Below are 23,735 nucleotides of genomic sequence, written 5' to 3' on the forward strand. Positions count from 1 at the left end.
TTTGAGCCATCGATATTGAGTCGCTACCAAACGTAGCCAGCCCCAAAAATAAAAACTTATAGTATATAAAACAAGCTTATAATATCTTTATAGTATAACCAATTTTATCGCGCATGGCGCTATGTCGGTAACGATTTTCCACTGCATATTTGCCAGCCCTTGCCATGGTCGCTAACATTGATGGGTTTGGCGCGGTGCAAGAGCGCTTTCACTTAGTAAAACAGGAGAAGCCCATGTCCAATGTTGATGTCACCAACGCCAATTTTGAGCAAGAAGTTCTAAACGCCGAACAGCCCGTGCTGCTGAAATTCTGGGCCCCTTGGTGCGGCCCCTGCAAAGTCATGGCTCCGGTGGTAGATGAAGTTGCCAGTGAACGCGATGACAGCCTAAAAGTTGTCAGCATCAACGTCGACGACGCACCTGAAATTGCCGCTGAACAAGGGGTGCGCGGTGTACCCACCGTTATGCTTTTTAAATCGGGCACGAAAGTCGCTTCACTGGTAGGCGCTCAATCCAAGTCTCAACTAACGCAGTTCATCGACCAGAACGCTTGAACGCGTACTGAGCAAACCTCGCTGAGTTAGCTTTGATTGAGAAAGACCGCCGCGCTGGCGGTCTTTTTATTGCCTATTGAAGCCTTTTTGCGCGCTTAATGCTCACGCTTGAGCGGGGGCTTATCGGCGTCACGCAAGCGATCACTTTTCTGTTCGCTGAAGCGCGTTCCTGGGCCTAAAAGGTGCGCCATCCAACGGGTTTGCGGGTGACTGTCCAAGGCAATTTTAAGCGTCATGGTTAAAAGCACCGACAACAGCATCCCCGCAGCACCAAAAATCCACCCCCACACCACCAATGAGACAAACGCCACCAAGGTGGAAAGCCCAAGCGCCCGCCCCATCAAGCGGGGCTCAACTAAATTCCCCAACACAAAGTTGATCCCGAGATAGGCCAGCGAGAGCAAAAACGCCTGCCACACGCCGCCATCCTGCGACACCAACAGCAGCAACACCGGCGGTACCGCCGCAATCGCCGAGCCAATATTGGGTATAAAATTAAGCGCGAAAGCTAATACGGCCCAAAGCAGAGGAAATTCGACGCCAACCAGCAGGCAAGAAAGCCAAACCAAAACGGCCGTGGCCAAACTAATGATGGTTTTCACCGCAAGATAACGTTTAAAAGTACGGCTGAACTCAGCGAAACGTTTTAAGCTGGGCACAGGATTCTCCAGTGCGAGTGACACCTTGTCGCGAAAATTGAGCGTCTCGAACATCATAAAGACCACCAACAGCGAGACGATGATGCTTTGCATAAACAAATTGCCAATCTCGCTAAGGATGGCGGGCACCCAGGTCGTACCGCTTTGCGTATCAAACAGCGAATTAAGCTGATCAGGGTCAATCGCAAGCCCCATGTCTGAGAGTCTATTCAGCACGCTCCAATAGGCTTCATAAAGGCGCGTTTCAATATCCGGCAGTGAATTAACAAAAGTACTAAAGCTATTCACCACCAATAGCCCTAAAAGCGAGACCAAGCCGAGCAGCACTAGTAGGGTTAAAAATACCGCCGCTCGCATGGGTAGCCCACAGCGATGAAGCCACTGCACCGGCGAGGTACATACCACTGCGATAAAAAACGCTAACAATAGCGGCACCAATAAACTCGAGCCGGCTTTCATCCCTGCCACAATCACCACTAACGCCGCCAACGACAGCGTTGCATTCAGCGGCATGCTTCGATAGTTCTCCAAGCGCTCGTTCTCTTCGCTCAATTTGGGCATAACCCCTTCCTTAGACTTTTGTTCACTTATCATGGCGGTAACGGCGAGTTTGCACAAATCCTGTTATTCATCTAAGAACTTTCTATGCCCATAGCGCTCAATATAGCCGCTTTACTTATTCATCCACTCTTCTAGGAAACGCCCTGTGACGATCTCAACTGCACTAAAACGCCACCTACAACACCTTCTGCTCGGCACGAGTTTGGCCTTTTTTGCCTTCGCCTACTCAGCTCAAGCCAACGAGACGATAACGGACGAAACGCCGCGCCTTCGCGTCACGGCGGATGCCTACGTAGACGTCGCGCCGGATAAAGCGACATTAAGCGCCCGTTTGTGGGAAGACACACCGATAATCAATCAGCTAGAAGAAGAAAACCCAACGGCGCTGAGTGATGCGCGCCAACAGTTAGAAAAGCGCGCGGGCGAGCTGATTCGCACCTTAGAAGAGCACGGTGTGGCACGCGATGCGATCACCGCTGGTTCGCTTAATATCACCCCGCAGCAGGTACACAACGCACGCGACAACGGCGAGCGCGAGACACTCAAACGCACACGCGTAGAGCGCCCGGTAACCGTTGAGCTTAAAAATATTGACCGTGTCAGCGAGATTCTCGACGCGCTCGTAGCCGCTGGGGTTAATCGCCTTGAAGGGGTCGAATTTGACCTGCAAAACCGCGACGCCGCAACCGATGAAGCCTTGGTCAAGGCGCTAGAAAAAGCCCGCCATAAGGCCAACCTAATGGCTAAAACACTCGACACCCAGTTAAGTAGCGTGATGCGTATCGAAGAAACCCAATCGCCCTCGTTTCAGCCACGGATGATGGCGATGAGCGCAGAGCGCAGCGACGCCACCGGCGCAGGAGCCCCCCAGAGCGAATATCGCCCCGGCACCATTCGCATCGATGCCGGGGTTAACGTCGAGTGGTCGCTTAAAGAGTAACGCTTAAAAAGGCTTACAGCGCGATGGTGTGCACACCGCCCATATAAGGCTGCAACGGCGCGGGAATGGTCACCGAGCCATCTGCCTGCTGGTGGTTTTCCAGCACCGCCAGCAGGCAGCGCCCCACGGCCAAGCCCGAGCCGTTTAGGGTATGCAAAAGCTGCGGCTTTTTAACGTCGGGTATCCGCACGCGTGCCTTCATGCGCCGGGCCTGGAAGTCTTCGCAGTTAGAAATCGACGAAATCTCGCGATAGGTATCCTGACTTGGCAGCCATACCTCTAAATCGTAGGTTTTCGCCGCGCCGAAGCCCATATCGCCGGTGCACAACGTCACCACGCGATACGGTAGCTCCAACGCCTGTAAAATCGCCTCCGCATGGCCGCGCATCTCTTCCAGTGCGTCGTAGCTTTTCTCTGGCTCGACGATTTGTACCATCTCGACTTTATCGAACTGGTGCTGGCGAATCATGCCGCGGGTATCGCGTCCGTGGGCTCCCGCCTCCGCCCGAAAACACGGCGTGTGGGCGGTCAGCTTCATGGGCAGCGCCGCCTGCTCGACGATTTCATCGCGCACGAAGTTGGTCAACGGCACCTCGGAGGTCGGAATCAGGTGGTATTCGCGCTCATCGTTGAGCTTGAACAAATCGTCGCCGAATTTCGGCAGTTGGCCGGTCCCCATCAGCGAGTCGCGATTGACCATGTACGGCACATAGCACTCTTCATAGCCGTGCTGCTGGGTTTGGGTATCCAACATAAACTGCGCCAGCGCCCGGTGCAGGCGCGCCACCGGCCCGCGCATGACGGCAAAACGCGCCCCAGTTAGCTTCGCTGCCAAATCAAAATCGAGATAGCCCGATTTCTTACCCAGATCAACGTGATCCAGCACCTCAAAATCAAACTCACGCGGCACACCAACCCGATGCAGCTCGACGTTATCGTCTTCACTCTCGCCATCAGGGACGCTCTCGTGGGGCAGGTTGGGAATACCGCTAACGACGTCCTCCCAATCATCCTGAACGGAGGCCAGCTCACGTTTTGCCGCATCAAGACGCTCGCCCAAATCGCTGACTTCATCCAGTAGCGGTTGGATATCTTCCCCGTTGGCCTTCGCTTTCCCAATCGCTTTAGAGCGAGTGTTACGCTCGTTTTGTAACTGTTCGGTTTGCGTTTGCAGCTCTCGGCGGCGCGACTCAAGCGTCGAAAGCTCCTCTTTGTCCAGCACAAAGCCACGGCGCGCCAGCTTAAGCGCTACCGCATCAAGATCATCGCGCAGCAGTTTCGGATCGAGCATGAGTTATCCCTTGGCCTGAAATCAGTAAAATATACGGCGCAAACAGCCGCATCAAAGGCGCCCATTGTAGGCAAAAGCGCGGCGAGGAACCATGGGGCACGCCGCTGGTTGGCGATATAAGCGCGCATTTAATGCCTATAACGAGGTTAAAAAAGTACCTTTGAGCATTAATAGCAAACCTTTCTTCATGCAGTAGTTGAGGTTGGCGTTTTTTCTCGTCAACCTACTGAGATATTTTTCGCCGAGTACCATTATTATGACCACCGCTTTTGAACACACCCTCGCCGCCATTGATGCACTACACGCTCAGGACCCGCGTTCGACAACGCTTGACGATGGCTCGTCGATGCCTCAGGAACTGGCCTACGCCCAGCGAATGAGCAGGTGGCTGGCGCATGTTTACGACGCCCCTAGCGAGCTATTGTGCCTTGCCGTGCGTGCGCAACACCTGCAGCGCTGGCAGGTGCCCCGTGACGAGTATGACAAAGGGCGGGTGGGCTACTTGACCTGGCGGCGCGACCAGGGCAAGCGGGCGGGCGAGACCACCGCCCAACTGATGCAGGAAGCCGGTTACGCCACCGAGGATGCCGAGCGTGTCGCAGCGATGATCGGCAAAAAAGGCCTCGGACGTGACCAAGAGGTTCAGGCATTGGAAGACTGCGCCTGCTTAGTGTTTCTTGAGAACTATTTTGCCGATTTCTCGCGCAAGGTGGAACACGGCCACATGGTTCGCATCGTGCAAAAAACCTGGCGTAAAATGTCACCGCGCGCCCACGAGTTGGCGTTATCGCTGCCTATGTCGGACTCCTCTGCCGCGTTGGTTAAGGAAGCGCTCGGCGAAGCATAATGCCGCCAGGTGCAGCGTCGGCGTCGCTGCGGTAAAGTAGCGGCCTTATCTTTTTCCGCTTTCGGCAGTGACGGTCTGATCAATTATGATTGCATCCCTGGATTCTCAACACGTTTCCCTCGAGCGCGTGAGCGGCGACTATGTGCGCTTTCTTGAAGCGCTGAAAGCCAGCGGTTTTGACGGCGAAATCGCCCCGGATTACGCCAACCGCACGGTATTGGCCACCGACAACTCGATCTATCAGCGCCTGCCCCAGGCGGCCGTATTCCCCAAGCACGCCGAAGATTTAGCCCGCCTAGCCAAACTCGCCGCGCAAGTGCCGCACCGCAACGTGGCACTGACACCGCGCGGGGGCGGCACCGGCACTAATGGGCAGTCGCTTACCGATGGCATCGTGGTGGATGTCTCACGCCACATGAACCGCATTCTGGACATTGATGTCGACAATCGCCGCGTGCGCGTTCAGGCCGGCGTGGTGAAAGATCAGTTAAACGATGCATTAAAGCCCCACGGGCTTTTCTTTGCTCCGGATACATCCACCTCTAATCGCGCCACCATCGGCGGTATGATCTCGACCGATGCCAGCGGCCAGGGTAGCTGCGAATACGGCAAAACACGCCATCACGTGCTGGAGCTCGATACCGTGCTGCTAGGTGGCAAGCACTTGCAAAGTCGCCCGCTTAACACCCAAGACGAGCAGGCGGCGTGTCAGCACGAGGGTATTGTTGGGCACGTTCACGCGACCGCTGCCGATATTATCGATAACCAGCGTGCGCTGATTGAGGCGAAATTCCCGCCGCTTAATCGTTGCCTGACCGGTTACGACCTGGCCCACCTGCGGGAAGAGAACGGCGAGCTCAACCTGAATAGTTTGCTGTGCGGCTCGGAGGGGTCGCTTGGGTTTCTCAACGAAGCCGTGCTCAACGTGCTGCCGATCCCTAAGCACTCGACGCTGGTCAACGTGCGCTACCCAAGCTTTATGGCCGCCCTGCGCGATGCCAAGGCGTTGATGGCCTCTAACGCGTCAACACCCCAATCGCAGGCACTGCGCCCCACTTCGATCGAGACCGTCGACGACACCGTTTTACTGCTCGCGATGGAGGATTTCGTCTGGGACAGCGTCGCCGAATTCTTCCCCGAAAGCACCACGGCGATTCGCGGCATCAACCTGATCGAATTTAACGACGACGATCCCGAGCGGCTGGCCGAGCGCGTGCAAGCTTTTACCCACCACCTTGAGCAAGACGACACGGTTGAGCGGCTCGGCTTTACCCTGGCCGAAGGCCGCGCGCAGATCCAGAAAGTTTACGGTATGCGCAAGCGCTCGGTGGGCCTTTTGGGCAACGTGCAGGGAGAAAAGCGCCCCATTCCGTTTGTCGAGGATACCGCTGTGCCGCCTGAGCACTTAGCGGATTTCATCGCTGAGTTTCGCGCCGCCTTAGATGCCCGCGGGCTCTCCTACGGCATGTTCGGCCACGTGGACGCCGGCGTTTTGCACGTGCGACCTGCCATCGATATGAAAGACCCCGAGCAGGCAACGCTGATTCGCCAGGTGTCTGATGAAGTCGTGACACTCACACAAAAGTACGGCGGCCTACTCTGGGGCGAACACGGCAAGGGCGTGCGCTCCGAGTACAGCCCTAAGTTCTTTGGTGAGCTGTACCCCAGCTTGCAGCGTGTTAAGGCGGCATTTGACCCTTACAACCAGCTCAACCCCGGCAAGATCGCCTCGCCGCTGGCGCCTTCAGCAAGCCCCGAAACGTTAATCGCCAAAGACAGCGACCCGGCGCTGTTAACCATTGACGGTGTTACCACCCGCGGAGAGCTTGACCGCACCATTGATGAACGTGCCTGGCAGGCATATGACGCAGCGGTCTACTGCAATGGCAACGGCGCCTGTTACAACTACGATGTCGACGACCCGATGTGCCCGTCGTGGAAGGCTACCCGCGACCGCGTTCATTCCCCCAAAGGTCGCGCCAGTCTGATTCGCGAATGGTTGCGTCTGCAGCAAGACGCGGGCATCGACGTGGTCGAAGAGTCGCGCAAGAAAAAAGCTGAGGGCGGCTGGGGCTTTATAAAAGGCTTCCCGCATCGTGCGATGAACACCCTGAGTAAGCGCCGCCATCACGACTATTCCCACCAGGTGTACGACGCCATGGCAGGATGTTTAGCGTGTAAATCGTGCGCGGGGCAGTGCCCGGTAAAAGTCAACGTGCCGCAGTTTCGCTCACAGTTTTTAGAGGTGTACCACGGTCGCTATCTACGCCCGCTTCGCGACTACTTGGTCGGCGGCACCGAACGGATGCTACCGGCCATGGCCCGCATCGCGCCGTTGTATAACACGCTATTAGGCCAGAAGTGGGTCGATCATCTGATGACCAAAGGCCTGGGCATCAGTGATTCCCCCGCTCTCTCTCGCGCCAGCGTTAAAAAACAGCTGCGCGCTTGGGGCGTCGCGGAGGCAACACCCACGGCGCTTTCCCTGCTGACCGAACAGCAGCGCGCCAATAGCGTGATCCTGGTGCAAGATGCCTTTACCACTCACTTTGAGGCCAAAGTCGTTATCGACATCGTGGAGTTACTTTCCCGCCTGGGTCTTCGCGTTTTCGTGATGCCTTTCTCAGCCAACGGCAAGCCGCTGCACGTACAGGGATTTTTGGGCGCTTTTGAGCGCACCGCCGGGAAGCAAGCCGAGCGACTGCGCACTCTTTCACGCTTTGAAGTGCCGTTGGTGGGCATCGACCCGGCGATGACGTTGACTTACCGCCAAGAGTACGTGAAGTCGCTCGGGGCTGACGTTGTGCCCGACGTACTGATGCTGCAAGAGTGGCTTGTGACTCGCGTCAATAGCCTCATACCGAGTAAGTTATCACTCACAGACCCCGGCTTTAAACTGCTCTCGCACTGCACCGAAAAAACCAACGCGCCGGGTAGCCCCAAGGCGTGGCAGCAGGTGTTTGCGGCATTTGGTTTAGAATTAGATCTTGTTGCCACTGGCTGCTGCGGCATGTCCGGCACTTACGGTCATGAAACGCGCAATGTAGAAACCTCAAAGACGATCTACGCTCAGTCTTGGCAGCCGCAGGTGGAAGCGCAGGATAACACCGGCAAGTTACTGGCCACCGGCTACTCCTGTCGCAGTCAGGCCAAACGCTTCTCGGCACAAACGTTGCCGCACCCGTTGCAGGCGCTGCTTACACTGCTCAAGCGTTGAGGCATCCAACGCGGCTTAAGCGCGCATGTCTGGCATGATCATGCCCAGCGCCCTGAATGAGGAGTGATTTTGTTAAAGCTAACCGGCGGGCCCCGACAAAAACACGGGGTTCGCGCCCTCCTTGCCATGACATTAGCCGGCTTGCTGACGACGGCTCCACTCGTGGCGGCGCAAGACGCACGCGTTGAAACTTATGTGGTACGCGACAGTGAACGCCTTGAAGTGCTTTCAGTCACCGGCAGCGTTACCGCCGAGCGCATTTCGCAACTCTCCAGCGCGGAAGCCGGGCAGGTCGATACGTTATCCATTGCGCTTGGAGAGCGCGTTAACCAGGGACAACGTCTGTTAACACTGGATTCGCGGGAAATCACCTTAGAAGCCCAGCGCATCCAAGCCGACGTCGCGCAAGCCCGCGCCGAGCGCGATGACGCCCGCCGACGTCTTAATGAGGCTAACCAGCTGTCAGCGCGGCAAAATATCGCTGCTAGTGAGCTACGCCAACGTGAAAGTACCTTTGCCGCCGCAGAAGCGACCCTTGATGCGCAACAAGCTCGCGCTGAGCTCGCCAAGCTTCGCCTTGAGCGCCACCAGGTACACTCGCCATTTGACGGCATGGTCATTGAACGCGACGCCGAAATAGGCGAATGGGTCGACCCCGGTGATACCTTATTGACGCTAGTGGACCTTGACTCCTTAAAGCTTGAGTTCCCGATCCCGTTATCCGTCTACCCCCGCTTAAAAGAAGCAACACTTGAGATTCGCCTTGAAGGTAATCAGCAGTGGCATACGGCCACCATGAACGCCACGATTCCCCAAGAGGCACCTTCTCGGCAGTTTTTGCTACGCGCCACGCTAGATACATCCTCACCTATGCTGCCAGGAATGGCGGCAACGGGACGTTTAACACTTACCGCAGGCAACGGCCCCAGTGTCCCGCGTGACGCGTTGATTCGTCGCCCTGATGGCAGCGTAAGCGTATGGCTCGTGAAACGAAAGAATAACGAGTGGCGTGCAAATGAACAGCGTGTCGAGCTTGGCAACGGTCATGCGGGCAAAGTCGCCATAGAAGAGGGGCTTAACATCGATGACCGCGTGATCGTGGTCGGCAACGAACGCTTAGAAGAAGGACAGCGCGTGTCCTTAAGCGACAAGTAAGGAGTTATTCGCTGCATGTTCGCTGCCATTATCCGACACGGCATCCTTGTCAGCGTAGTGACGCTGATCATACTGATCTTGGGTATTGCCGCTATTTGGCGTATTCCCGTGCAAATGATTCCCGACCTTGAAACTCGCGTGGTCGGCGTAGAGACACAATGGCCAGGCGCTACCCCGCAGGACATCGAAAAAGACATCTTGATAGAGCAAGAAGAGTACCTGCGCAACGTACCCAACCTGCAACGCATGGAATCGACCGCGAACAGCGGCAGCGCGGAAGTTGAGCTCGAATTCCCGTTCGGCGTCGATCTGACCGAGACGTTAATTCGGGTGAATAATGCCCTCAGCCAAGTCCCCTCCTACCCCACTAACGTTGACCAGCCTCGTATCGTCGCCAACTCGTTTTCGGCGAATGCGTTTATGTACTACAACGTTGCCCCCCGCGAAGGTAACCCGCGCCAACTAGACATGCCGGCAATGCGCGACTACCTCGAAGATAACGTACGTCCGCGCATGGAAAGCGTGGATGGCGTGTCAGAAGTCACGGTTTCTGGTGGTGCTGAACGCCAAGTACAGCTACTCATCGACCCACAGGCGCTGGTCGCCCGCGATCTCAGCATTAGCGATGTGCAACAGGCACTTCGTGCGCACAACCAAGACGTCTCGGGCGGCAGCTTAGAAAGCGGAAAACGCCGCTATTTGCTGCGCACGGTGGGCCGGTTTAACGACGTAGCAAGCCTTGAGTCACTCATTCTGGCTCGCCGCGGCGACGCTTTGGTTCGTTTAAGTGACGTAGCCAAAGTGCAGCAATCCTACGCTGAGCTGACCTCTCGTGCTTACAACGCATCCGGTGAGCCGGTGCTAAGCGTGCAGGTGCGTCGCGAGGCGGGCGCCAACGTCATCGATATCAAGCGTGCCATGCGTGAGGAGGTAAACGCACTCAACGAAGGCTTACTGCATGCGCAAGGAATGCAGATGACCCTCTCAAGCGACGATGTGCGCTATGTGGAAGCCTCGATTGCGAACGTTTGGGTCAACCTGGGGTTAGGCGCGCTTTTTGCTACATTGGTGATGTTTGCGTTCTTACGCTCCGGCCGCGCTACGCTCGCCGGGGTCATCGGCATCCCTATCTGCACCATCGCCGCCTTTCTTGGGCTGCTGCTCGCTGGCCGGACGCTGAACGTCATTTCATTAGCCGGGGTGGCCTTTGCCATCGGCATGACCATTGATAACACGATCGTGGTGCTGGAAAACATCGAGTCGCAGCGGCGAAAAGGACTCTCGCGTTTTGATGCTGCATTGGAAGGCGTAAGGCAAGTCTGGCCCGCCGTGTACTGGCCTCGACGCTCACCACCATCTTGGTTTTTGTACCGATCTTCTTCATCCAGCAAGAAGCCGGGCAGCTCTATTCGGATATCGCCGTGGCGATTTCCACCGCCATTCTGGTCTCGATGATCGTCGCGGTTACCGTGATTCCATCACTTGGAGCGCACCTGGATTTTCGCGGCAATGACAACGTCACCAAGCAACCCCGATGGATGCGCGCTTGCCTCTGGATGGTTGAACAAATGACGCGAAATGCACCGCGCCGCTTTGCTGCGGTAAGTGCAGGAATAGCCGGGGGTCTTGCGATTTTCATTGGGCTAACGCCACCGGCGGCGTACCTTCCCGAAGGCGAAGAAGCCAAAACGTTTGCCAGTATGAACGCCCCGGCAAGCTACAACTTAGCGACCATGGATGAGATTGCGCAAACCCTTCAACGCGAGCTTGAACCGCACGTCGGGGCATCGCCTGAGGCTTTCACGCGCGGTGAAACCGATGTGCCGCCGATTCGTACCATGGGCATTCAAGCGGAAGCTCAAAGCTTGCGTATTATCGCTGAAACCATCGACCCCGCGCACATCGAAGCGTTAATGGAGGCCCTGACAACACGCTTTGGGGCTTACCCCGATATGCGTGCTTTTGCTGCCCGCGGCTCGATCATTTCCAGTAATGACGGGGGCACACGCAGCATTACACTAGATATCGCGGGCAACAATCTAAACGAACTCTACACCGCTGCCAATGCAATTTATCAGCGCGCTCAGCAGGTATTCGATAATCCGCGTATCCAATCGCGCCCTTCCGCGTTGGAGCTTGGTCAGCCGTTAATTGAAATAACCCCGAACTGGACACGCGCCGCTGAGCTTGGCATCGACACCGACGACCTCGGCACCACTATCGCGGTGCTGACCAATGGCGCTTATCTAGATGATTTTTATCTCAGCGACGAGAAGATCGACCTTTACGGCTATGGCCCTGACGGCGGCGATATAGACCTTGATAGACTCTCCACGCTGCCCGTTCATACTCCTCAAGGGTTTAGCGTGCCGCTCAATACATTGGCAGAGATTCGCGAAACCGTGGGGACCTCCACGCTACGCCGGGTCGACGGGCGGCGCAGCGTGACGCTGAATATTATCCCACCGCGTAGCGTCGCCTTAGAAGCCGGCATTGAGCGTACCCAGCGCGAAATCATTACATACCTGCGCGATAACCAAGACTTGCCGGCAACACTCGATGTCACCATCACCGGTGCTGGCAATCAGTTAGACGCAACGCGAGAAGCACTGACGGACAACGCGCTCATCGCCCTGGCCATCGTATATTTACTGCTAGTAGCCATTTTTGCCCACTGGGGCTACCCGCTACTGATTTTAGCGACCATCCCATTGGGCGCCGCAGGCGGCATTGTGGGGTTATGGCTGATGAATACACTAGGGGGATGGTTACCGCTGATTGGCATCAAGGCAATTAGCCAACCGTTTGACATGATTACGATGCTGGGCTTTTTAATTTTGATGGGAACCGTCGTTAACAACCCTATTTTGGTCGTGCACCAAGCCCGTGCCAATTTACGCGCCGGTATGTCTAACGTCACTGAGGCGGTCTACAACGCCGTGGCCAGCCGCCTTCGCCCCATTGCCATGACGACCCTCACCACGCTGTGCGGGTTGTCGCCGCTGGTTTTTTTACCCGGTGAGGGTACCGAGCTCTATCGCGGCGTCGGCACCATCGTCCTTTTTGGCTTACTGGGCACGGCCTTTGTGACCGTGACATTTCTGCCAGCACTCACCGTGATGGTGCTCAACCGGCAGGTTAAAAAAACAACCGCTTGAGGGCGATCCCGGGGTCATCATCACGCATAAAGGCTTCGCCGACCAAAAAGCCGTTGATATTATGATCGCGCATCAGCTCTATATCGTCGCGGGTATGGATACCCGACTCGGTAATCACGGTCACGTCATCGGGAATAAGAGGCAGCAAATCCAACGTCGTGTTCAAGCTGGTATCGAAGGTGTGTAAGTTACGATTGTTGATCCCCACCAGCTTAATATCCAGCGCCAGCGCACGCTCGAGCTCCTCGGCGTTGTGGACTTCCACCAACACATCCATCCCCAGCGCAGTCGCCTGCTGGTTAAGGTCTTTAAGCTTGGCATCATCCAAGGCCGCTACAATCAGCAGAATACAGTCGGCGCCGATGGCGCGCGCCTCGGTGACTTGGTAGCTGTAAGTAATGAAGTCTTTGCGGATCACCGGCAAATCGCAGGCATCGCGCGCGGCCATAAGGTAATCTTCATGGCCCTGGAAGAAGTCCGCATCCGTCAGCACGGAAAGGCACGCCGCACCGCCCTCGGCATAGCTTGTGGCGATCTCCGCCGGATCAAAATCCTCGCGAATAACGCCCTTGGATGGCGAGGCTTTTTTCACCTCAGCAATCACCGCCGCATCGCCTCGCTCAATACGGTTATTCAGTGCACGAATAAAGCCGCGCGGGGCGCTCTGTTTCTCAGCAAGTGCCAGCAGATCCTTTTCGGAAACCGCTTGGCGGCGCTCAGTGACCTCTTCGTCCTTACGCGACAAGATGCGGGATAAAATCGTGGGCGTGGCCTGTTGTGTCATGGAATTCTCTTCTGTTGAATCACGCTTATTGTTTGAAAACGCTAGTAAAGTGCGCGAGCTCTTTAAGCTTTTCCAACGGCAGTTTGGAGGCTTGAGCATCTTGCGCCATCATTACACCCTCTTTCAGCGTGTCGGCAACCCCCGCGCAATAAAGCGCGGCCCCGGCATTGAGCGCGACCATATCCGACGCCGCGCCTTCACCGCCTAGTGAGTCTTTGACCAACCGCAGGCTGTCTTCTGCGCTAGCCGCTTTTAGCGTTGCAAGGCTTTGACGGGCAATACCGAGTTCTTCGGGCGTGATGGTGTATTGACGAATCGCGCCGTCTTTCAGCTCCGCCACCTGCGTGGGTGCGGCCAGCGAAATTTCATCCAAACCATCTTCGGCATGCACCACCATCACGTGCTGGCTACCCAAGTGCTGCATAACCTCTGCCATTAACGGCACAAGCTCAGGGGCGTAAACGCCGAGTACTTGGTTCGGCGCGCCAGCCGGATTGGTGAGTGGGCCGAGAATATTGAACAGGGTGCGCACCCCCATCTCACGCCGCGGGCCGATCGCGTGGCGCATCGCCGGGTGGTGGTTGGGCGCAAACATAAAGCCAACGCCCACTTGCGCGATACAGCGTGCAACTTGCTCGGGCTTTAAGTCGAGATAGATACCGGCGATATCAAAAAGGTCGGCACTACCGGAGGAGGACGATACGCTGCGGTTGCCGTGTTTGGCGACATGCGCACCGGCAGCAGCGGCGACGAAGCTGGCGGCCGTAGAGACGTTAAAAAGATTGGCCCCATCGCCGCCCGTACCCACGATATCCACCACGTTATCGGCGGTAAGTTCCACGCGATTCATCAGCTCACGCATCACCTTTGCCGCCGCACTGATTTCCACAGCGCTTTCACCCTTCATGGCCAACCCCACAAGCAGGCCACCAATCTGAGCATCGGTTGCCTCGCCGGTCATGATCTGGCGCATCAGCGCGTGCATCGCATCGAAAGAGAGATCTTCGCGGCACATTACCGCGTGAATAGCGTCTCGCATCTGCATGAAAACGTGAGCCTCTTAGTTAAGGGTGGGCGGTCAAGCGCGCTTGAGAAAATTAGCCAATAATTCATGGCCTTGACGGGTCAAAATCGATTCGGGGTGGAACTGAACGCCTTCAATATCAAGCTTACGGTGGCGCAGCCCCATAATGAGCCCCGGGGTGATATCGTCGTCACTCGTCCAGGCGGTGATTTCCAAGCACTCGGGCAGGCTCTCTTTTTCCACGATCAGCGAGTGGTAACGCGTCACTTCCAAGGGATTTTCAAGCCCGGCAAAAACGCCCTGGCCGGTGTGCTCAATAGCGGAGGTTTTGCCGTGCATGACCTGCGGCGCGCGTACCACCTTGCCACCGTAAACCTGTCCAATGGCTTGATGCCCTAAGCACACGCCCAAAATGGGAAGTCGACCGGCGAAGTGATGAATCACTTCCATGGAAAGCCCCGCTTCGCTTGGCGTGCAAGGCCCGGGGGAAATCACTAAATGGGTGGGCGCAAGGGCTTCAATATCCGCAATACTGATCTCATCATTGCGGTGCGTCAGCACGTCAGCGCCTAACTCGCCCAGGTATTGGACAATGTTGAAAGTGAAACTGTCATAGTTATCCAACATGACGACGCGTTTCACGCTCGGTTGCGCTGTTTTTTCCTGTACCACCTTTTCTTGAACCGCCTGCCCGTGCGCCATTGGCCCGCTAACCCCGTTATTTGGTGAAACCATGAGCCATTGATGATACCGCAACCCAGGCCTAGCGTGCAGGGGCGCGTGCACAACATCGCGCAAACAGGTGAGTTCACACCGCTGGCGTCACCCGGCACGCGGCATATTTAAACTCGGGGATTTTACCGTAAGGGTCCAACGCGGGGTTGGTGAGCAGGTTCGCAGCGGCCTCCCTATAGGCAAACGGCACAAACACCATGCCATCGGGCATCTGCGTATCCATGCGGGCAGCAAGGGTAATCGCACCGCGCCGTGTGGTAATAGTGACCGTGTCGCCCGGTGACACGCCCATGCGTTTGAGCTCCCCTGGCGAAAGGCTGGCAACAGCAGCGGGTTCCAGTGCATCAAGTACTAGGCTGCGCCGAGTCATCGACCCGGTGTGCCAATGCTCCAGTTGGCGCCCGGTGGTGAGCACGGTGGGATAGGCCTCATCAAGCGCCTCATCGGGCGGCAGCGGCCACGCGGGGGAAAACCTCGCTCGACCGCCTGCGCGGGGAAACGCCTCGCTAAACACCACGTCTTGGCCGAGCGCGTCGTCATCAGGGCATGGGTAGGTGACAGACCCCTCACGCTGCAATCGCTCCCAACTGATGTGATTCAACGACGCCATCCCTTGGCGCATTTCAGCAAAAACATCGCGGGGATGCGGGTAGTGCCAGCGAAGCCCGAAGCGCTCGGCTATCTGCGCAATAATCCATCCATCCGGTTTGGCGTCTCCGGGCAGCGGTAACGCCATACGCCCCAACTGTACCTGGCGGTTGGTATTGGTGACCGTGCCCTCTTTTTCCGGCCACGCGGAGGCAGGCAGTATCACATCGGCAAACTGGGCGGTTTCGGTGAAAAAGATATCTTGCACCACGAGATGCTCAAGCTGGCCAAGCGCAGCCCGTGCATGGGTGAGATCTGGGTCTGACATCGCGGGGTTTTCGCCCAGGATGTACATGCCGCGCACCTCACCGGCATGAATCGCGTTCATCACCTCCACCACCGTTAACCCCGGCGTTTGTGGCAGCGGCGTTTGCCAAAGCGCTTCAAAAGCAGCGCGCAGCTGAGCATCGCCCACCGGCTGGTAGTCTGGCAACACCATGGGGATTAAGCCCGCATCTGAGGCGCCCTGCACGTTGTTTTGCCCGCGCAGCGGGTGCAGCCCGGTGCCAGCACGCCCCGTATGGCCGCAGGCGAGCGCCAACGAAATCAGGCAGCGGGCGTTATCGGTACCATGGGTGTGCTGCGAGACCCCCATACCCCAAAAAATCATCGCGTTTTCGGCCGTAGCGTAGCGGCGCGCCACGTCGCGGATCGTCTCGGGCGCCACGCCGCAAAGCTCGCTCATCGCCTCGGGTGTGCTCTGATCGACATTGCGTTTCAGCGCTTCAAAGCCCTCGGTATGAGCGTCGATGTACGCCGCGTTATAACGCTTTTCAGCGACAATCACGTGCAGTATGGCGTTGAAAAGCGCCACATCCGCCCCCGGGGTGAAGCGCACGCTTAGGCTCGCATAGGCGTCCAGCGCTTGGCCGCGCGGGTCGAGAATAATGATCTCGGTGCCCTGTTTGGCCGCCTGCTTGAAATAGGTGGCCGCCACGGGGTGATTCACCGCCGGGTTGCAGCCGGTGAGGATCACCACATCCGCTTCCAGCGCCTGCATAAACGAGGCGGTGACGGCACCGGATCCCAAACACTCCATCAACGCGGCCACGGAGCTTGCATGACAAAGTCGCGTGCAGTGATCGACATTGTTGTTGCCAAACCCGGTACGTACGAGCTTCTGAAACAGCCAGGCCTCTTCGTTGGTGCATTTGGCGCTGCCAAACCCCGCCAGCGCCTGGGGGCCGTGTTGCTGTTTAAGCGTTAACAGGCCGCCGGCGGCGGCATCCAGCGCTTCGCTCCAGCTAGCTTGGCGAAAGTGGGTCAACGGATTGGCCGGATCGAACCCCACATCCAGGCCTTTCGGCGCGTCTGGGCGGCGTATCAGCGGCATAGTCAGGCGGGCAGGATGGCGGACATAATCAAACCCAAAACGCCCCTTCACACACAGGCGGTTCTGGTTTGACGGCCCATCGCGCCCCGTCACGTAGGCAATGGCGTCGTCTTTTAGGTGATACGTCAGCTGGCAGCCAACCCCACAGTAGGGGCAGACCGAATCCACCTGACGGTCCACTGCCTGAGAGTCTCCCACGCCCTGCTGATCCATGAGCGTGGCGGGCATCAACGCACCGGTGGGGCAGGCTTGCACGCACTCGCCGCAGCCCACACAGGTGCTCTCCCCCATGGGGTCGTCGAAATCAAACACGATTTTAGAAGCCGCGCCACGCTGCGCTATGCCGATGACGTCGTTACTCTGAACCTCACGGCAGGCGCGCACACAAAGCGTGCACTCAATACAGGCATTGAGATTCACGTGCATCGCTGGGTGGCTCGTGTCCGGCTCGCTATTCTCGCGTTGTGGCGGTAGCCATGCTTTCACCGCTCCCGCGTCTAGGTCGAGCTGATCGGCCATGGCCCAAAAGTGGCTTGAGCGGTCGGGGCTTGCGGCACGCTCGGGCTGATCGGCAACTAACAGCTCCATCACACCTTCGCGTGCGGTGCGAGCACGCTCGGAGGTGGCGCTTTTGATCACCATGCCCGGCGTCGCCTCACGAATACAGCTTGCGGCCAGTACGCGCTCACCCTCAACTTCCACCATGCAGGTGCGGCAGTTACCGTCAGCGCGGTAGCCGGGCGCGTCTTTAAAACACAGGTGCGGGATAGTCTCTCCGGCGCGTTGGGCAACCTGCCAAAGCGTTTCACCGGGATACGCGATCACCTCATGGCCATCGAGCGTAAGCATGAAGGGAGACGTCATCATACCGGCCCTCCGTCAGCGGCATCGGTCACGATAATGCCCTGCTGGGTCAGTGCTGGACGAAAGTCACGCAAAAGACCCAGCACCGGGTTGGGCGCGGCTTGGCCTAATCCACAAATCGAGGCGTCCTGCATCACCTGGGCTAAACGGGTGAGCGCATTCACGTCCCATGTATCGCGCGCTAACAGCGAGTGCATTTTTTCGCTACCTACCCGGCAGGGTGTGCACTGCCCGCAGGATTCATCGGCAAAAAATGCAAGCAAATTAGTGGCCACCGCACGCAGGTCGTCTTGCTCGGACAACACAATCACCGCACCCGAGCCGATAAAGGCACCATGTGGTTGAAGCGTGTCGAAATCCAGCGGAATATCCGCCCTGCTCGCCGGGAGAATACCGCCTGAGGCGCCGCCGGGAAGATACGCCGCAAGACGGTGTCCCTCGGCCATGCCGCCGCAGTATTCGTCAATCAGCTCCTGAAGCGTAATCCCCGCAGGCGCTAAATGAACGCCTGGGTGCTTGACCCGGCCCGACACCGAAAAACTGCGCAGCCCCGAACGTCCATGCCGCCCTTGCTGGGCAAACCACGTTGCGCCTTTCTCCCACAGACGCGGAATCCAATAGACCGTCTCGACGTTGTTGACCAGCGTCGGGCGATCAAATAGCCCTTTTTGCGCAACAAAAGGCGGGCGATGACGCGGCTTACCCGGTTTACCCTCCAACGACTCGATAAGGGCAGATTCCTCACCGCAGATATAGGCGCCCGCACCGCGGCGAAGGACGATATACCCCGGTGTTGCCAGGCCTACTTGTTCGAGTTCCGCAATGGCTTCGCGCAACACACGGTGAAGCCCGGGATACTCATCGCGCAAATAGAGATACAACGCGTCAGCCCCTACCGCCCAGGCGCTGACCAACGCGCCTTCCAAAAATTGATGCGGCGCTGTCTCCAAGTAGTGGCGATCTTTAAAGGTACCGGGCTCGCCCTCGTCGGCGTTGATCACGCAAAAACGAGGGCCGGGCTCGGCGCGTACCGCCCGCCACTTTTTGAACGTGGGAAACCCAGCGCCGCCGAGCCCGCGTAGCCCTGATTGCTCAAGCAGCTCAAGCAACGTGCCTAACACCACTTCGCCCTGCTGGCACTTCTTTAGCAATGTAAAACCACCGCGCTTTCGATAAGTGCCCAAGCGCTCCCAGGTAATCGCTTCCGGGTGAAAGTGGCCGACATCGACCACGGCTTCAATGCCTTCGGCGGTGGCATAACGCACGTGATGGTGCCCCACCTCGGCCACCGGAGCACTATCACAACGGCCCATGCAAGGGGCGCGAATAACGCGCACGCGATTGGCGTCGAAGCGCGCGTTCAATGCTTCTTGAAGCGCCTCTGCACCCGCCAACTGACAAGAGAGCGAATCGCACACACGTACCGTTACCTCAGGCGGCGGCGTTTGATCATCGTGGACCACATCGAAGTGAGCGTAGAAGGTTGCGGTCTCGTACACTGCTGCCATGGGCAGGTTCATATAGGCGGCCAGCGCACGCAGCTCCGCCAGCGCGAGATAACCCCGGCCATCCTGCAACGCATGCAGGTGCTCAATCAGCCGGTCGCGACGGCGAAGGTCGGGGTGTTGGCGCTCATCACCGAGTTGACTGCGCAGCGCCGCCAGCGCCACAGGCGCAAGCTCACGCCCTTTGAGCGCCGTTTTACGCCCAGCTGGGCGGCTTTTATCGTTGTTGTTCGCCATCGCTTTTTTATTCGTCCGTTCGCTTGGGTAATGCTAGCTCAATAGCCCAATAAGGCTAAAGGTTATCCAGCCCACGCTCGGCCATCGCCACGGCGCGAAAGAGCGCGCGCCCTTTGTTCAGGGTTTCTTGCCACTCCATTTCCGGCACGGAATCCGCGACGATGCCGGCGCCAGCCTGCACGTGGACTTGGCCGTCTTTGATTACGGCGGTGCGAATGGCGATCGCGGTATCCATGTTGCCATGCCAGGAGAGATAGCCCACCGCACCGGAGTAGATGCCCCGTTTGACCGGCTCGACTTCATCGATGATCTCGAGCGCGCGAATTTTCGACGCCCCCGACACCGTGCCCGCCGGGAACGTCGCGCGTAGCGCATCCATCGCCGTAAGCCCGGGTTTCAGCTTGCCAGTGACGTTCGAGACAATATGCATGACGTGCGAATAGCGCTCCACCACCATCTGATCGGTGACGTCAACGCTGCCCACTTCGCTAATCCGACCGACATCGTTGCGGCCCAAGTCGATCAGCATCAAGTGCTCGGCGCGCTCTTTTGGATCGGCCAGCAGTTCCGCTTCCAGTGCCTTGTCTTCCTCTTCGGTTTTGCCGCGTTTTCGCGTGCCGGCGATGGGCCGCACCGTGACCTCGCCTTCTTCGGTCCGGGTGAGGATTTCCGGCGACGAGCCGACAACCTGATGATCGTCGAGGTTGAGATAGTACATATAGGGCGACGGGTTGAGGCTTCTCAGCGCGCGGTAAAGATCCAGCGGCGCGGCTTGGTAAGGGGTCGACATGCGCTGTGAGGGCACACACTGCATGATGTCACCCGCCAGCACGTATTCTTTGATTTTCTCCACCGCCGCTTTGAAGCCCTCTTGGGTAAAACCGGAATTGAAATCACTCTCCTCCACCGCCGAGCGCCCGGATCCTCCGCCTTGTGGGCGCACATAGGCATCGCGCAAGCGGCTTTCCAAATGCGTCAAGTGACGTTCGGCACTTTCGAGCGCATCGGGCTCTGCCGGGTCAGCATGGGTCAAAAGCGTCAAGCGCCCCGAGAGGTTATCGAACACCACCAAGTCGTTGCACACCATCAGCAAAATATCCGGCACACCGATGGGGTCGGGCTTTTCGACCCCGCGCAGGCGCGGCTCGATATAGCGGATGGTGTCGTAACCAAAATACCCTACCAGTCCGCCGTCAAAACGCGGCTGATCGTCCAGTTTGGGTACTTTAAAACGCGCCTGAAATTGCTCAATCCACGCCAGCGGGTCTTCTACCTCGGTCACGCCTTGGGTTTGGCCATCTTTAACGTGGCACACGGTAAACCCGCGCACTTCAATGCGTTCGTGACACGGCAGCCCAATAATCGAGTAGCGCCCCCACTTTTCGCCGCCCTGCACCGACTCCAGCAAAAATGTCCACGGCGTGTTGGCGAGCTTTAAATAAGTGGAAAGCGGCGTGTCTAAATCCGCCAGCACATCATGGGAAACGGGAATGCGGTTGTAGCCCGCCTCAGCGAGCTCGGCAAAATGTTCGGGGGTCATCATCAAGCTGTCCCTGTCGTTGAAAAACCAGTCGTTGAAGAAATCAGGTCATTAAGGCTGTCGAGCAGCACATCTGGGTGGCTGTCACTGATTGGCTCACCATGATTGTAGCCATAAGGCAGGCCGAAAGTCGTGAAACCCGCCGCCTTTCCGGCAGCGATATCATGGCGGGAATCCCCCACCATGGCGCATGCGCCAGCAGAAACACTAAAGTGCTCAGCGGCGTGAAGAAGCGGGAGCGGGTCGGGCTTTTTACGCGCCAGTGAATCGCCGCCCAGGCAAAGGTCAAAGTATGACGCGAGGCCAAAGTGCTCAAGAATCGGCGCAATAAAGTCTTCGGGTTTATTGGTAATCAACACCAACGTCAAACCGGCATCTTTAAGCATAGAAAGCACCTCGGCAGCGCCGGGGTAGAGCTGGGTTAACCGGTTAGGGGCGTTAGCGTAGTGGTCCAAAAACCCGCGGTAGCATCCCGCTTGCATCTCCTCGGAGGGGGATTCATTCAGCGCCCAGGTGAGCGCACGCTCCACCAGCACCGGGGCGCCATTACCGACCCAATCGCGCACATGCGCTTCTTGCGGTACCGCCAGGCGTTGGTCTTCGAGCGTTTTTTGCACCGCCACGGCGAGATCCGGCACGGAGTCAATCAGCGTGCCGTCCAGGTCGAACGCCACCAACCGCTTGCCCTTCAGCTTTGAGTGCACCCGCTTTCCTCCGTTATTGCGTTTGATCGGCCAGCTTAGCGCGCATTTTTTTCATCACGCTATCGTAACCGTTGGCATCATTGGCCTCGAACGCTTTGAAAATCGCCGACCCCGCCACGAACGTATCCGCCCCTGCGGCGGCAACCTCGGCGATATTATCCACTTTGACGCCGCCATCGACTTCCAAACGAATCTCTCGCCCTGACGCATCAATTTTGGCCCGCGCCTCGCGCAGTTTATCCAGCGTGGCAGGAATAAACGCCTGGCCGCCGAACCCTGGGTTAACGCTCATCAGCAGCACGATATCGACCTTATCCATCACGTAATCCAGGTACGAAAGTGGCGTGGCCGGATTGAACACCAACCCCGCCTGACAGCCGCCGTCGCGGATCAGCTGCAATGAGCGGTCGATATGGTCAGTCGCTTCCGGGTGAAAGGTAATCATGCTCGCCCCGGCGTCGATGAAATCACCGATCAGCTGATCCACCGGCTTGACCATCAAATGCACGTCGATGGGTGCGGTCACGCCGTGATCGCGCAGCGCCTGGCACACCATCGGGCCGATAGTCAGGTTGGGCACATAATGGTTATCCATCACATCGAAGTGAACCCAGTCGGCGCCGGAGGCGAGAACGTTATCGACCTCTTCGCCTAAGCGGGCGAAGTTGGCAGAAAGAATCGAAGGCGCAATCACAAAATCGCGGGAAGTCGTCATTAGTGAAACCTTGGCTAGCGAAAAAACCGCATGATACCAGAGCATGGGCTTGGGGTTCTGCGTTTGCTTTTTCTACAGGTGACGATACAGCGAACTCCACACACATATATTCTAAAATAGAATATAAAACATGATTGTAATTCCACAAATGCAGGTTTAACCTTTTCTATTATTCGCCTGAGCGTTTCAGGCCACACGCTATTGAAGGAGTATTTTCATGTCATTAACTAATCTCTCGCTAAGTAAGAAACGTGCAGTAGGTAAGAACCTAGGCCTCAGCGTGCTCGCGCTGGCGATTGCCGCTAGTGCTTCCACCACGGCGGTGGCACAAGAGGAGCGTGAGCTTTTGAACTCCTCTTACGACATCGCGCGCGAGCTTTTTGGTGAGATTAACCCCAAGTTTGAGGCATGGTGGCAACAAGAGCACGGCGAAGACGTGAGCATCAGCCAATCCCACGGCGGCTCTTCCGCCCAGGCGCGCGCTATTTTGCAAGGCCTGAGCGCGGATGTGGTGACCTTCAACCAGGTCACCGACGTGCAAGTACTCGCCGATGCCGGCCTGGTCGCCGAGGACTGGCAAGACGCTTTCGATAACAACGCCTCGCCCTACTACTCCACCACCGCCTTTTTGGTGCGCGACGGCAACCCCAAAGACATCGAAAGCTGGGACGACCTAGCGCGTGAAGATGTCGATATCGTCTTTCCTAATCCGAAAACCTCGGGCAACGGTCGTTACACCTACTTGGCCGCATGGGGATTTGCCGACCAGCAGTTCGACGGTGACGAAGAACAGATTCACGACTTTATGCGTACATTCCTGCGCAACGTCGTGGTATTTGATACCGGCGGCCGCGGCGCAACCACCAGCTTTATCGAGCGTGGCATGGGCGATGTATTGATCAGTTTCGAGTCGGAAGTCAACAACATCCGCGGCGAGTACGGCAGCGATGACTATGAAGTCATCGTGCCGCCGGTGAGCATTCTGGCGGAATTCCCGGTGGCCGTGGTAGAGGAAAATGCCGAGGACAACGGTAACGAAGACCTAGCGCGTGGCTATCTGGAATACCTCTACACCGAGGAAATGCAGCGTTTGCTCGCGGGCTTCAATTACCGCGTGCACAACGAAGATGTGGTCGCTGAATTCGCCGATCAGTTCCCGGAAACCGAGCTTTTGGAAGTCAACGATGTCTTTGGCAGCTGGGATAACGTCATGGAGACTCACTTCGGCAGCGGCGGTCGTCTTGACCAGCTCCAGCGTCGCTGA

The 23,735-nt window shown here is 57.3% G+C and carries 18 protein-coding genes; 8 read left to right on the top strand and 10 right to left on the bottom strand.

Annotated elements, in window-relative coordinates; all coding sequences use genetic code 11:
• The first annotated feature begins 233 nt into the window (after positions 1-233).
• A complete protein-coding gene (gene trxA, locus HZS81_RS09380; protein ID WP_179930300.1) occupies positions 234-554 on the top strand; it encodes a thioredoxin in 321 nt (106 codons plus the stop codon).
• A gap of 95 nt (positions 555-649) precedes the next feature.
• Here the strand turns inward: trxA and HZS81_RS09385 are convergent, their stop codons facing one another.
• Positions 650-1,774 carry an AI-2E family transporter gene (locus HZS81_RS09385; RefSeq protein WP_179930301.1) on the bottom strand — a complete coding sequence of 375 codons (1,125 nt, stop codon included), beginning with the start codon at positions 1,772-1,774 and terminating at the stop codon, positions 650-652.
• A gap of 145 nt (positions 1,775-1,919) precedes the next feature.
• Here HZS81_RS09385 and HZS81_RS09390 point away from each other — a divergent pair, with 145 nt between their 5' ends.
• Complete coding sequence (locus tag HZS81_RS09390; protein WP_338401836.1) at positions 1,920-2,714, top strand: SIMPL domain-containing protein; 795 nt, start codon at positions 1,920-1,922, stop codon at positions 2,712-2,714.
• A 13-nt stretch (positions 2,715-2,727) separates the two neighbouring features.
• Here HZS81_RS09390 and serS read toward each other — a convergent pair whose 3' ends face one another.
• Positions 2,728-4,005, bottom strand: coding sequence for a serine--tRNA ligase (gene serS / locus HZS81_RS09395; protein WP_179930302.1), 1,278 nt, complete (start codon positions 4,003-4,005; stop codon positions 2,728-2,730).
• 256 nt (positions 4,006-4,261) lie between these two features.
• On the opposite strand from serS, the gene HZS81_RS09400 reads away from it, so the two are divergent.
• The 5 genes from HZS81_RS09400 (at position 4,262) to HZS81_RS18225 (ending at position 12,382) form a co-directional block, all read left to right on the top strand.
• Positions 4,262-4,852: a DUF4202 domain-containing protein gene (locus HZS81_RS09400; RefSeq protein ID WP_179930303.1), complete on the top strand. Its 591-nt coding sequence runs from the start codon at positions 4,262-4,264 to the stop codon at positions 4,850-4,852.
• A gap of 85 nt (positions 4,853-4,937) precedes the next feature.
• Positions 4,938-8,069 carry a D-2-hydroxyglutarate dehydrogenase YdiJ gene (gene ydiJ, locus HZS81_RS09405; RefSeq protein ID WP_179930304.1) on the top strand — a complete coding sequence of 1,044 codons (3,132 nt, stop codon included), beginning with the start codon at positions 4,938-4,940 and terminating at the stop codon, positions 8,067-8,069.
• Positions 8,070-8,138: 69 nt separating this feature from the next.
• Entirely contained in the window at positions 8,139-9,224 is a 1,086-nt protein-coding gene (locus HZS81_RS09410) for an efflux RND transporter periplasmic adaptor subunit (protein ID WP_241697442.1), read from the top strand.
• Positions 9,225-9,239: 15 nt separating this feature from the next.
• A complete protein-coding gene (locus tag HZS81_RS18220; RefSeq protein ID WP_338401837.1) occupies positions 9,240-10,679 on the top strand; it encodes an efflux RND transporter permease subunit in 1,440 nt (479 codons plus the stop codon).
• The gene (locus tag HZS81_RS18225; RefSeq protein WP_338401838.1) at positions 10,583-12,382 is read left to right on the top strand and encodes an efflux RND transporter permease subunit; all 1,800 of its coding nucleotides are present in this window, start codon (positions 10,583-10,585) and stop codon (positions 12,380-12,382) included. The genes HZS81_RS18220 and HZS81_RS18225 overlap by 97 nt, the downstream gene beginning before the upstream one ends.
• On the opposite strand, the gene trpC is transcribed toward HZS81_RS18225, so the two are convergent.
• From trpC to rpe, 8 genes are all read right to left on the bottom strand, one after another.
• Positions 12,363-13,166, bottom strand: a complete 804-nt coding sequence (gene trpC, locus HZS81_RS09420; protein WP_179930381.1) for an indole-3-glycerol phosphate synthase TrpC — start codon at positions 13,164-13,166, stop codon at positions 12,363-12,365. The two genes, HZS81_RS18225 and trpC, sit on opposite strands and share 20 nt — an antisense overlap.
• A gap of 25 nt (positions 13,167-13,191) precedes the next feature.
• A complete protein-coding gene (gene trpD, locus HZS81_RS09425) occupies positions 13,192-14,211 on the bottom strand; it encodes an anthranilate phosphoribosyltransferase (protein WP_179930305.1) in 1,020 nt (339 codons plus the stop codon).
• 33 nt (positions 14,212-14,244) lie between these two features.
• Positions 14,245-14,817, bottom strand: a complete 573-nt coding sequence (locus HZS81_RS09430; RefSeq protein WP_241697443.1) for an anthranilate synthase component II — start codon at positions 14,815-14,817, stop codon at positions 14,245-14,247.
• Positions 14,818-14,998: 181 nt separating this feature from the next.
• Positions 14,999-17,773 (bottom strand): formate dehydrogenase subunit alpha, encoded by a 2,775-nt coding sequence (gene fdhF, locus HZS81_RS09435; RefSeq protein ID WP_241697444.1) that lies wholly within the window; start codon positions 17,771-17,773, stop codon positions 14,999-15,001.
• Complete coding sequence (locus HZS81_RS09440) at positions 17,770-19,512, bottom strand: NAD(P)H-dependent oxidoreductase subunit E (RefSeq protein WP_179930307.1); 1,743 nt, start codon at positions 19,510-19,512, stop codon at positions 17,770-17,772. The genes fdhF and HZS81_RS09440 overlap by 4 nt, the downstream gene beginning before the upstream one ends.
• A gap of 55 nt (positions 19,513-19,567) precedes the next feature.
• The gene (gene trpE, locus HZS81_RS09445) at positions 19,568-21,052 is read right to left on the bottom strand and encodes an anthranilate synthase component I (protein ID WP_179930383.1); all 1,485 of its coding nucleotides are present in this window, start codon (positions 21,050-21,052) and stop codon (positions 19,568-19,570) included.
• Positions 21,053-21,054: 2 nt separating this feature from the next.
• Positions 21,055-21,756, bottom strand: coding sequence for a phosphoglycolate phosphatase (locus HZS81_RS09450; RefSeq protein ID WP_179930308.1), 702 nt, complete (start codon positions 21,754-21,756; stop codon positions 21,055-21,057).
• 13 nt (positions 21,757-21,769) lie between these two features.
• On the bottom strand, positions 21,770-22,471 hold the full coding sequence (gene rpe, locus HZS81_RS09455) for a ribulose-phosphate 3-epimerase (RefSeq protein WP_179930309.1): 702 nt from the start codon (positions 22,469-22,471) through the stop codon (positions 21,770-21,772).
• A 217-nt stretch (positions 22,472-22,688) separates the two neighbouring features.
• On the opposite strand from rpe, the gene cysP reads away from it, so the two are divergent.
• Positions 22,689-23,735 (top strand): thiosulfate ABC transporter substrate-binding protein CysP, encoded by a 1,047-nt coding sequence (gene cysP / locus HZS81_RS09460; protein ID WP_179930310.1) that lies wholly within the window; start codon positions 22,689-22,691, stop codon positions 23,733-23,735.

Origin of the sequence: Vreelandella salicampi, assembly GCF_013415105.1 — a bacterium.
In the GTDB taxonomy this organism is placed as follows: domain Bacteria; phylum Pseudomonadota; class Gammaproteobacteria; order Pseudomonadales; family Halomonadaceae; genus Vreelandella; species Vreelandella salicampi.

Coding starts and splice junctions, on each gene's coding strand:
- trpC (WP_179930381.1), bottom strand. CDS start 13,166: ATGACACAACAGGCCACGCCCACGATTTTATCCCGCATCTTGTCGCGT.
- HZS81_RS09400 (WP_179930303.1), top strand. CDS start 4,262: ATGACCACCGCTTTTGAACACACCCTCGCCGCCATTGATGCACTACAC.
- serS (WP_179930302.1), bottom strand. CDS start 4,005: ATGCTCGATCCGAAACTGCTGCGCGATGATCTTGATGCGGTAGCGCTT.
- cysP (WP_179930310.1), top strand. CDS start 22,689: ATGTCATTAACTAATCTCTCGCTAAGTAAGAAACGTGCAGTAGGTAAG.
- trxA (WP_179930300.1), top strand. CDS start 234: ATGTCCAATGTTGATGTCACCAACGCCAATTTTGAGCAAGAAGTTCTA.
- HZS81_RS09440 (WP_179930307.1), bottom strand. CDS start 19,512: ATGGCGAACAACAACGATAAAAGCCGCCCAGCTGGGCGTAAAACGGCG.
- trpE (WP_179930383.1), bottom strand. CDS start 21,052: ATGACCCCCGAACATTTTGCCGAGCTCGCTGAGGCGGGCTACAACCGC.
- rpe (WP_179930309.1), bottom strand. CDS start 22,471: ATGACGACTTCCCGCGATTTTGTGATTGCGCCTTCGATTCTTTCTGCC.
- trpD (WP_179930305.1), bottom strand. CDS start 14,211: ATGCAGATGCGAGACGCTATTCACGCGGTAATGTGCCGCGAAGATCTC.
- ydiJ (WP_179930304.1), top strand. CDS start 4,938: ATGATTGCATCCCTGGATTCTCAACACGTTTCCCTCGAGCGCGTGAGC.
- HZS81_RS09385 (WP_179930301.1), bottom strand. CDS start 1,774: ATGCCCAAATTGAGCGAAGAGAACGAGCGCTTGGAGAACTATCGAAGC.
- fdhF (WP_241697444.1), bottom strand. CDS start 17,773: ATGATGACGTCTCCCTTCATGCTTACGCTCGATGGCCATGAGGTGATC.
- HZS81_RS18220 (WP_338401837.1), top strand. CDS start 9,240: ATGTTCGCTGCCATTATCCGACACGGCATCCTTGTCAGCGTAGTGACG.
- HZS81_RS09430 (WP_241697443.1), bottom strand. CDS start 14,817: ATGTTGGATAACTATGACAGTTTCACTTTCAACATTGTCCAATACCTG.